This is a genomic window from Weissella fangxianensis (genome assembly GCF_024718545.1).
In the GTDB taxonomy this organism is placed as follows: domain Bacteria; phylum Bacillota; class Bacilli; order Lactobacillales; family Lactobacillaceae; genus Weissella; species Weissella fangxianensis.
The window spans coordinates 185,141-195,759 of record NZ_JAMXDB010000001.1; the positions used below are offsets into that span (position 1 = coordinate 185,141).

Annotated in this window: 10 protein-coding genes; all 10 read left to right on the plus strand. The window is 39.3% G+C overall.

What is annotated here, in order from left to right; all coding sequences use genetic code 11:
* Positions 1 to 137: 137 nt before the first annotated feature.
* Positions 138 to 839: a tRNA (adenine(22)-N(1))-methyltransferase gene (locus NGR58_RS00815; RefSeq protein WP_258087843.1), complete on the plus strand. Its 702-nt coding sequence runs from the start codon at positions 138 to 140 to the stop codon at positions 837 to 839.
* Positions 826 to 1,623: a Nif3-like dinuclear metal center hexameric protein gene (locus NGR58_RS00820; RefSeq protein WP_258087844.1), complete on the plus strand. Its 798-nt coding sequence runs from the start codon at positions 826 to 828 to the stop codon at positions 1,621 to 1,623. Before NGR58_RS00815 ends, NGR58_RS00820 begins: the two co-directional genes overlap by 14 nt.
* 15 nt (positions 1,624 to 1,638) lie before the next feature.
* The gene (gene pepT, locus NGR58_RS00825) at positions 1,639 to 2,874 is read left to right on the plus strand and encodes a peptidase T (RefSeq protein ID WP_258087845.1); all 1,236 of its coding nucleotides are present in this window, start codon (positions 1,639 to 1,641) and stop codon (positions 2,872 to 2,874) included.
* A gap of 59 nt (positions 2,875 to 2,933) precedes the next feature.
* Positions 2,934 to 3,116 (plus strand): hypothetical protein, encoded by a 183-nt coding sequence (locus tag NGR58_RS00830; RefSeq protein ID WP_075269517.1) that lies wholly within the window; start codon positions 2,934 to 2,936, stop codon positions 3,114 to 3,116.
* Between the two features lie 176 nt (positions 3,117 to 3,292).
* Positions 3,293 to 6,730: a pyruvate carboxylase gene (locus NGR58_RS00835; protein ID WP_258087846.1), complete on the plus strand. Its 3,438-nt coding sequence runs from the start codon at positions 3,293 to 3,295 to the stop codon at positions 6,728 to 6,730.
* A 143-nt stretch (positions 6,731 to 6,873) separates the two neighbouring features.
* Positions 6,874 to 7,506 carry a hypothetical protein gene (locus NGR58_RS00840; protein ID WP_258087847.1) on the plus strand — a complete coding sequence of 211 codons (633 nt, stop codon included), beginning with the start codon at positions 6,874 to 6,876 and terminating at the stop codon, positions 7,504 to 7,506.
* Positions 7,507 to 7,699: 193 nt separating this feature from the next.
* Positions 7,700 to 7,849: a 50S ribosomal protein L33 gene (gene rpmG, locus NGR58_RS00845; protein ID WP_002827335.1), complete on the plus strand. Its 150-nt coding sequence runs from the start codon at positions 7,700 to 7,702 to the stop codon at positions 7,847 to 7,849.
* A 2-nt stretch (positions 7,850 to 7,851) separates the two neighbouring features.
* Positions 7,852 to 8,121 (plus strand): 30S ribosomal protein S14, encoded by a 270-nt coding sequence (gene rpsN, locus NGR58_RS00850; protein WP_075269520.1) that lies wholly within the window; start codon positions 7,852 to 7,854, stop codon positions 8,119 to 8,121.
* 148 nt (positions 8,122 to 8,269) lie between these two features.
* Positions 8,270 to 9,460, plus strand: coding sequence for an SAM-dependent methyltransferase (locus tag NGR58_RS00855; protein ID WP_258087848.1), 1,191 nt, complete (start codon positions 8,270 to 8,272; stop codon positions 9,458 to 9,460).
* A 114-nt stretch (positions 9,461 to 9,574) separates the two neighbouring features.
* Positions 9,575 to 10,619: SLC13 family permease (locus tag NGR58_RS00860; RefSeq protein ID WP_258087849.1), on the plus strand; the 1,045-nt coding region annotated here is incomplete at its 3' end.

The window sequence follows — 10,619 nt, forward strand, 5'->3', positions numbered from 1 at the left end:
GCATACAGTTCTAATGGGATTATAGACATTAGAACTGTATGCTATTTTTATATGTTTTAGGCTGTTTGTCACGGTGTGTTTAACAATGTATAATATGATTATTAGAAATTAATAAGATATAGAAATGAGGACGGACAATGGACGCTTGGCATTTGTCAAAACGTTTAGCAGCAGTGGCTGATTTTGTACCCGATGGCGCTAGAATTGCAGATATTGGGTCAGATCATGCTTATCTGCCTGCAAATTTATTATTAAATAAACATATTTCATTTGCCATTGCTGGGGAAGTTGCACCTGGTCCCTTGGCAAATGTTGAAAACGAAATAGCACGTCATGGTTTACATGATGTATTGATGCCACGGCTTGCCAATGGTTTAGCGGCAATTAAAACTAGTGATTTAGTTGATACCGTCGTTATTGCCGGTATGGGTGGTCGTTTGATTTGTCAAATTTTAACCGAGGGTGAATTAGATAAATTCCGCTATCATCGGCTCGTTTTGCAACCAAACATTGATATCGATTTGGTTAGATCATGGTTATCTGAAAATGGTTATCAACTAGTCGATGAGGCGGTCGTTGCAGATGATGGCCATTACTATGAAATATTGGTTGCAGAACCGGGAAACGTCACTTATTCACTGCGCGAATTGAAGTTTGGTCCCTATAATTTAACTGAACCGTCATCAGTTTGGTTAGAAAAATGGCAGCGTGAAGCCATGCGTATTCGAAATATTATGCGCAAGCTTGAGTCCGCTGATCAATCAGAAAGTGACACTTACCAAGAATATGCAAAAGAATTGCAAACGATAATGGAGGCAATTGCTTATGCTAGCATGTGATTTAATAGCAAAGATTGAGGACTATGCACCAAAGTCTTTAGCTTGGGAAAAAGATCCAATTGGATTACAGTTAGGTAATCCGAAAAAAGAAATTCATCGGGTGATGACAACGTTAGATGTTCGCCCGGAGGTGGTGCAGGAGGCGATTGATCAGCAAGTCGATTTTATTTTTTCTCACCATCCTATGATGTTTCATCCTGCTAAAAATTTAGACTTATCGGTTCCGCAGAATGCGATGTATGCTGATTTGATTAAACATGACATTGTTGTTTATGCTGCGCATACAAACTTAGATGCTGCCGTGAATGGCATGAATGACTGGTTGGCGGCAGCATTACAATTAAATGATGTGCAACCCCTCATCCCCAATGATGATGGTCAGACTGGCTTAGGTAGAATCGGCCAGTTGACCGAACCGCAAACTGTGGCCACATATGCGGGTTTTGTGCGTGATTTATTCCAGGTGAAAGCGGTGCGTGTCATCGCTAATGATTTACAACGCCCAATCCAAAGAATTGCTGTCTTAGGTGGCGATGGTGGTGATGAATATCCACAAGCATTGGCTGCTGGTGCAGATGCTTACGTCACAGCGGATTTTTACTACCATACAGCTCATGATGTTTTAGCAGATGATTTTGTTGTGATTGATCCAAATCACCACATGGAAGCCATTGCTAAACAACACATGGTTAACTTAATTAAAGATTGGCAAACAGAGAATAGCTGGCATTTAGAAACAGTGTTTGCATCAACGACTAATACCGATCCATATACTTATATTTAATAACAGAGGTGTAACATGACAGAAGAACTTTATCCTAATTTAGTTGATCGTTTTATCGATTACGTTAAAATCAATACCCAATCAAATGAAAATTCAACAACGATTCCATCTGATCCAAAAGAAGTGGCTTTTCTAAAAGATTTAGCTGCTGAGTTAAAGACAATTGGTTTGGAAAATGTCCGGACAATGCCTGATGGTTATGTTTTTGCCGAACTAGCTAGCAATATAGCTAAGGAAGTACCAACAATTGGTTTTATTTCACATGTTGATACAGCAGACTTTAATTCGGAAAATGTGCAACCACAATTTGTGACTGATTATGATGGTCAATCGGAAATCAAGCTGAATGACGGTTATTCATTAACAACAGCAGATTTCCCATCATTAAAGAAGTATGCGGGACATACCTTGATTACATCAGATGGTACAACCCTTTTGGGAGCAGACGATAAAGCGGGAGTTGCAGAGATTGTCTCAGCAGCTGAATACTTTATTGCTCATCCAGAATTAGAACATGGTAAGCTGGTCTTTGCTTTCGGACCTGACGAGGAAATCGGTGTCGGGGCTGATAATTTCCACGTAGCAGAGTTTGGGGCTGATTTTGCCTATACCGTTGATGGTGGACCGCTTGGTGAACTTGAATGGGAAACTTTTTCGGCTGCGTCAGCAGTTGTTGAAATTCAAGGACGTAATGTTCATCCTGGAACAGCTAAGGATACGATGGTCAATGCCTTGCAAGTTGCTATTGATGTTCATAACGCTTTGCCAGCGGGGGATCGTCCTGAATTAACGGCTGGACGTGAAGGGTTCTTCCATTTACTAAATCTAGCAGGTACGCCTGAAGATGCTCGTATGGATTACATCATTCGTGACCATGATCGTCAACAATTTGAAGCGCGTAAAACATTAATGACCGAGATTGTTGATCGGTTGAATAACCAACTGGGTGTTGATCGTATTAAGTTGACACTAAAGGACCAATACTACAATATGGGAGAGATTCTTAAGGACGATATGACGCCGGTTGATTTAGCGGCTGAAGCTATGCGTGATTTGAAGATTGATCCAATTATTGAGCCGATTCGTGGTGGAACTGATGGTTCAAAGATTACATTCCTAGGGCTACCAACACCTAACTTGTTTGCTGGTGGTGAAAATATGCACGGTCGTTACGAGTATGTTTCGACGACGGTGATGTCGCAGGCAACTGATACAATTATTAAAATTGCTACTTTAAACGCTGAAAAATAGGCTAAGTAAACTTTAAGTTATCAATGATAAACTTTTACTCACAAGATTGGGGGTTTTAGATGCTTTTTTTAATTATTATGTTAATCATTGGCCTTTGGTGGTGGAAGAGTTCACGTCGAATAAAGCAAACCATCGCTAAAGTGCAAGAACAATCATCTGTTCAAGGTAAACAACAAGCAACGCATGGTGCAAATGTTTTCGATGGTGAATTTGAAGAAATTAAGACGAATCACCGTCCATAAATATTAAAATGAAATTAGTGCAACATGGATTGCTATTAATAAAATAAGACTAATTTAGGCGTCATATACTATATTTTATGGTATATGGCGCTTTTTTCTGCTACACTAAATGATAAACATCATTATTTTAATGAGATGTTTATCATAAATCAGGGTGTTAAGGGGAGTTCAATCAAATGGAAAAGTTGTTGATTGCAAACCGAGGTGAAATTGCTGTCCGTTTAATACGTGCAGCGAAAGAACTCGGAATCAAGACAGTTGCTATCTTTGCAAAAGAAGATGAATTTGCTGTTCATCGTTTCAAAGCTGATGAAGCTTATCAAGTTGGTGCGGGTAAAGCACCAATTGCAGCCTATTTAGATATTGCTGATATTATCCGCATTGCAAAGCAAGCAGGTGTAGATGCAATCCATCCTGGATATGGTTTTCTATCAGAAAACGACGAATTTGCTGCTGCTGTAGAAGCGGCTGGCATTAAGTTTGTTGGTCCTAAGTCTGCGCATTTAAAGATGTTTGGTGACAAAATCGTTGCTAAACAAATTGCAACTAAGGCTGATGTGCCGACAGTACCAGGTACAGATCATCCAGTAGCTAACGTGCAAGAAGCGTTAGCCTTTGGTAAGGAGCATGGTTATCCACTATTTGTTAAGTCAGCGGCCGGTGGTGGTGGTCGTGGGATGCGTGTTGTTGACCATGAGGAAGAATTAAAAGAGGCCTTTGAGCGCGCAGCATCTGAAGCCAAACAAAGTTTTGGTAAGCCAGATATTTATTTGGAAAAGTATTTGCGCGATCCGCAACACGTTGAAATTCAAATTTTGGCAGATGAACAAGGTGAAGTGATGCATTTGTTTGAGCGTGATTCATCTATTCAACGTCGTCACCAAAAGATTATTGAATTTGCCCCAGCTGTTTCAGTTTCAGTGGCTATGCGACAACGCATTCAAAATGCTGCCTTACGGTTGATGCGCAGTGTTGATTATCAAAGTGCTGGTACCGTTGAATTCTTAGTTGAGGGTGATGACTTTTACTTTATTGAAGTTAATCCACGTGTCCAAGTTGAACACACAGTAACTGAAGAAGTGACCGGTGTTGATATTGTTAAGTCACAATTATTGATTGCCCAAGGTTATGGATTGCATGAAGCACCGGTAAACATCCCTGAACAGGATCAATTGCAAGCAGTTGGTGTGGCTATTCAGTCACGTATTACTACCGAAGATCCAGCCAATAATTTCATGCCTGATACTGGAAAAATTGATTGGTATCGTTCACCCGGTGGAACAGGTGTTCGTCTAGATGCTGGTAATGTTTATGCCGGCGCTACGGTAACTCCTTATTTCGATTCATTACTAGTTAAGTTAGTAACACATGGTTCGGACTTTGCAGCTGCAGTTGATAAAATGAAGCGCGCATTGAGCGAATTTGTTATTCGTGGTGTTAAAACGAATATTCCATTCCTAAAGAACGTTTTTGCTCATCCAACATTTAGAGCAGCAGCGGCACCAACGACATTCGTTGACAATCATGCCGAATTATTTGAAATTTTGCCAGATAAGGATCCTGAACGTAAGGTCTTGCGGTATGTTGCTGAAACAACGGTTAATGGATTCCCAGGATTGGATCATGATCGACCAAAGATTTATACGTCAACCCATTATGAGCCAACTCAGGCAACGACATTACCTAATGACTTAGTAACCGCCAAGGATGTTTTGGATGCTAAAGGTCCTGATGGCGTGGTTGATTGGTTAAAGCAACAAGATAAAGTATTGCTGACTGATACAACGATGCGTGATGCACATCAATCATTATTTGCGACACGCTTACGAACAAAAGATATGGCGTCAATTGCAGCAGATTCACAGTTAGCCTTACCAAATCTATTCTCAAGTGAGATGTGGGGTGGTGCAACTTTCGATACTGCTTACCGTTTCTTGGGTGAGGATCCTTGGGAGCGTTTGCGCATATTGCGTAAGAAAATGCCTCGGACATTAACACAGATGTTGTTCCGTGGTTCGAATGCGGTTGGTTATCAAAATTATCCAGATAATGTTTTGGAAGAATTTATTAAATTATCTGCTACCAATGGTATGGATGTTTTCCGTATTTTCGATAGTCTTAACTGGCTGCCACAAATGGAAAAGTCAATCCAATACGTACGTGATAATAATAAACTTGCCGAAGTTGCGATGGCTTACACGGGTGATATTTTAGATACCTCGAGAACAAAGTACAACTTGAAGTACTATACAGACTTTGCTCAAGAATTAGTGGCACAAGGGGCCCATATTATTGCTATTAAGGATATGGCTGCATTGTTAAAGCCTGAAGCAGCCTATCAATTAGTTAGTGCACTAAAGGATAAAGTCGATGTACCAATTCATCTACACACCCACGATACCACTGGTAATGGTATCTATACGTATGCCCGTGCGGTTGATGCGGGGGTAGATGTTGTGGATGTTGCAATGTCAACATTTTCTGGTGCAACATCACAACCTTCTATGGGTGCATTGTACTATTCACTGACTGGACATGATCGTCAACCAGAGTTAGATATTCATGCAGCTAATCGAATCAATGACTATTGGGCTGGTGTACGTCCATACTACCGTGACTTCATGAGTGAAACGCCTGGTACTCAGACAGATATTTTTGAAGTTGAAATGCCAGGTGGTCAATATTCTAATTTGCAACAGCAAGCCCAAGCATTACGTTTAGGTGACCGTTGGAATGAAGTGAAGAAGATGTATGTGACAGTTAATAAGATGTTTGGGGATATTATCAAGGTAACTCCTTCATCTAAGGTCGTTGGTGACATGGCATTGTTCATGGTACAAAATGATCTAACACCTGAAAAGGTATTAGCAGAGGGTCAATCAATTGATTTTCCACAATCTGTCGTTGACTTCTTTGCTGGTGACTTGGGTCAACCAGTTGGTGGCTTCCCAGAAGATTTGCAGAAGGTTGTTTTGAAAGGCCGTAAGCCGATTACGGTACGTCCTGGTAAGTTAACCGCACCAGCTGACTTTGCAACCGAAGAGGCCACGTTGAAGGAAAAGTTACATCGACAACCAACGGCTGAAGAGGTTATTTCATATATTCTTTATCCAAAGGTATTTTTGGATTATATGGCTAACAATGATAAGTTCGGTCCAGTAACGGTGCTAGATACACCAACATTCTTCCAAGGTATGCGTCTGGGAGAACGTATTGATGTTAAGATGGGCGAAGGTCAAACGGTTATCTTCCAGCTTGAAGAAATCGGGGAACCAAACGTTGATGGTGTCCGGACCTTATACTTTGATGTTAATGGTACGCCACTAGAAATTGACGTACAGGATGCTAGTGTGCAAACGACAACGGTTGTTCGTCGTAAGGCAGAACCATCAAATGAACATGAACTTGGTGCAACCATGGCTGGAAGTGTCGTCTCAGTTAATGTAGAAAATGGTCAAGCAGTTAAACAAGGTGAGACGTTACTTGTTACTGAAGCGATGAAGATGGAGACATCTATTCAAGCACCATTTAATGGAACAATCAAGCATATTTATGTGACTGCCGAAGATATGGTTGACGGTGGTGATCTATTGTTGGAGATTGAACCAAACTAAAATTTCATAGCTATAAAGAGTAAAAAGTACCCATTAGTTACTAACGGAAACAGGCTTGCTGCTTGGCAAGAAATTCGTTATATTGGTGTTAGGGCTTTTTGCTCTTTTTATTTATCAAAAAATAGCAAATTAAGGAGATAATCATGCAGCCGTGGTGGCAGAAAAAAATTACTGTAGGAGCGGGGATGGTTGGTAGCCTACTATTAATCCTACAGAGTGTTTTAGGAACAATTGTTTGGCCAACGTATAAAATCAGCCAATTTCCTTTAGCCATGTTAACGGCCAAGGGGACTTCTTACGAATACGCGTTTAAAACGTTACAATTAGTTGCTGGTAGTTTAGTATTAGTTACTTTAATCGCACTGATTAAATATGCGGTAGCAACAGAGAAAACCATGTTTAGCCGAGATTTAAAGCTGTTAGCTATCATTTGGTTACTTTGGTTACTCGTTCAGTTTCTTTGGCCAATTACCTTAGATGTTGCGATTACAACGACACCAGTATCAATGCGTGATATTGTTTCTGGTTTATTAATTATCGTCATGGCACTGGCTCTGATTCAATTAGGTAGGTCTGCTAGGAAAAATAATTTTGAATCATTGCGCAATGCATTGACATTACTTGGTATATTATATGTTTTGTTTAATTTTCTAGCGTACGTCGTTACGGTCATTGGCTGGCCAATATATGGCTTTTTAGATGTTATTGCAAATGATATTTTGGCAGTTGCGATGGGATTTTTGAGTTGGTACTTTATGCGACTAGCTGAGTCTTAATGTTAGCAGGCATGTTTAAATTTTTTAGGATAAAATACTTGCTATTTACCGAAAAAGTGTGTAATATAAATATTTGTAATTTACTAGCTATATTGTAACGGCGCAAGCTTGGGGATTAGCCCAATGCAGCTAATCCTGTCGTTCAAATTAGTGGTGGGGGGCACCCCGCAAATAAATTCAAGGAGTTATGTTAATGCGCATTAACATTTTATTAGAAGCCGCCGAAACTGGTGAGCGTATCTACTTGACTTCTAAGAACCGTCGTAACACGCCAGACCGTTTGGAGTTAAAGAAGTATTCTCCAAAGTTGCGTCGTGTTACTGTGTTCAAGGAGGTAAAGTAATCATGGCTAAAAAGTCAAAGATCGCTAAGGAAATGAAGATTGAAGCAACTGTAGAGAAGTACGCTGCAAAGCGTGCCGAACTAAAGGCTGCTGGTGATTACGTTGGGTTGTCAAAGTTGCCTCGCAACGCTTCACCTGTTCGTATCCACCGTCGTGACAAAATTGATGGTCGTCCACGTGCATACATGCGTGACTTTGGTATGTCACGTTTGAAGTTCCGTGAATTGGCACACAAGGGTCAAATTCCTGGTGTTAAGAAGGCTTCATGGTAAAATTTTTACCATAAAGCATTAAAAGAGTATCACTTTATTGTGATACTCTTTTTTTGTGTATACATAAATATTTTTAAGCAAGTGGCCAGCAAAACTTGACAATAGGGTATACAATGGAGATATATTTTTATTGTGAGGTGTGAAAGGAATGTTACAAAAAAAGGTTTTAAATAAACTTCTTGCAAGTGCGTTTGATGTGCCAGTAATGGTGACATACTGGGACGGTAAGACTGAAAATTATGGTGAAGGTTTACCGCAAATTCATATCACATTTAATAAGAAACTTGATTTAAAACGTATGGCTAAGGTGCCAACGTTAGAATTAGCCGAAGCCTATATGAAGCGCGATATTGAAATCGATGGTAGCATTCAGGAACTGGTTACTGCGGCATACCGTCAGGCAGATAGTTTTTTGACAGATCAAAGTGGTTTTACTGGATCTTTGATTAGCAAATTTACATCTTCGCATGATAAAGAAACATCAAAAGAAGATATTCAAAGTCACTATGACATAGGGAATGATTTTTATAAAAAGTGGCTAGATAGCACAATGACCTATTCATGTGCTTATTGGGCGCGTGATGATATGACGCTTGAAGAAGCACAAATCGCCAAGGTACATCATATTTTAGATAAATTACATGCTGAACCTGGTAAAACATTGCTTGATATCGGTTCTGGATGGGGAACTCTTATTATTACAGCTGCCCAAGAGTATGGATTGGATAGCTATGGTGTCACGTTATCTCAGGAGCAATATGATTATACAATGACACGTGTGAAAGAATTGGGCTTGGAAGATAAAGTACACGTGCTGTTACAGGATTATCGCGATATTGATCAACAATTTGACTACATAACGTCAGTTGGTATGTTTGAGCACGTTGGTAAAGATAATTTAGCAGAGTACTTTAAAGACGTTGAGAAGTACTTAGTTCCAAATGGTCGTGCATTGATCCACGGTATCACTGGCCAACATTATGGAGCAGGTGTGGATCCATTTATTGAAAAGTATATTTTCCCAGGTGGCTATATTCCGAATGTCGTTGAAAACCTTACCCATGTATTGGATGCAGGATTGCAATTGGATGATCTTGAGCCACTACGTCGTCACTATCAAAAAACACTAGAACATTGGGCTGATAATTATCATAAAGTGTTCGATGAAACTGTTAGTGAATATGGTGAAGAGTTTGCACGCATGTGGGATCTATACTTACAAGCTTGTGCAGCATCATTTGAGGCTGGTAACATTGATGTCATGCAGTTCTTGCTGACAAAGGGTGCGGCAGGTCATGATTTGCCAATGAACCGTGCCTTTATGACGGCTAGAGATTAAATATATAGTAAAATAGTTTAAAATAGGTGATTAGTGTATAAAATGATAACTAATCACTTATTTTTATTGGAAAATTCCGCGATCGATGTATAAAAATGATAAGGGAAACAACGTATGAAAGCACTTGTTTATAAAATTCTTAACGACCGCACTTTGTGGGTAACAACAGTTTTGCTCATTTTGACATTGTTTGTGGGCCATATTCAGCTTGACGATATTGATATTCAAACAATTCTTTCATTGCTTTCATTAATGATTTTAATCAGTTTATATGAAGGAGAAGGATTGTTAAAGTACGTTGCGCTTACAATTATTAAGAAGTGTCAAACAACTCGTCAGGTGCAGCTCACAATTTTTCTATTGGTGTTTTTTAGTGCAATGTTTTTAACGAATGATGTGGCCATCATAACTTTTATTCCGATATTTGTTGTCATTGCTCAAAAAATACATATTAATGCCGTCTTACCGATTATCTTATTAACTGTATTTGCTAATTTAGGTAGTGCAGTAACCCCATTTGGTAATCCACAGAATATTTACTTAGCTAGCCATTATCAGCTACAAATTGGTGATTTTTTTCAGATGTCATGGCCGTTAGGATTAATTAGTTTCTTATTTGTTCTGTTTAGTAGTCTATTTTTTCGATCATCAAATCTGGAACTGGAACAATTAACGCTTGACTTGCCTGCTATACGTCCCAAACAGACCAAGTTATTGATTGCAGGTAGTTTTGTTGTTTTAGCTGGATTGTTGCATCTATTGCCAATTATGGTTTCATTAGTTGTTAGTGTTCTATTAACATTGGTTATTAACAAAAAACGCTTTTTACAAGTAGACTATGAACTGAACCCCGTAAGTTGGAGTAATTTCCAAAACTTACGGGGTTTTACTATGTTTTCAAAAGAAGTACAAATTGAAGCTGTCACAATGTATCTACAAGGTATTCCGCCTTATAAAATACGGAAAAAATTTGGCATTAAAGGCACAGACACCATTCGTAACTGGGTTACTAATATCAAGGAACTTGGTATCTATGGAGTAAACAACGCTAGTCGAAGTAAGACAAATTATCAATATTCCTTTAAAATCAAGGTAATTAAATGGCGCCTTGATCACAAAGCTTCGCTTCCGGTAACTGCTAAAAAATTTCATATTCGTA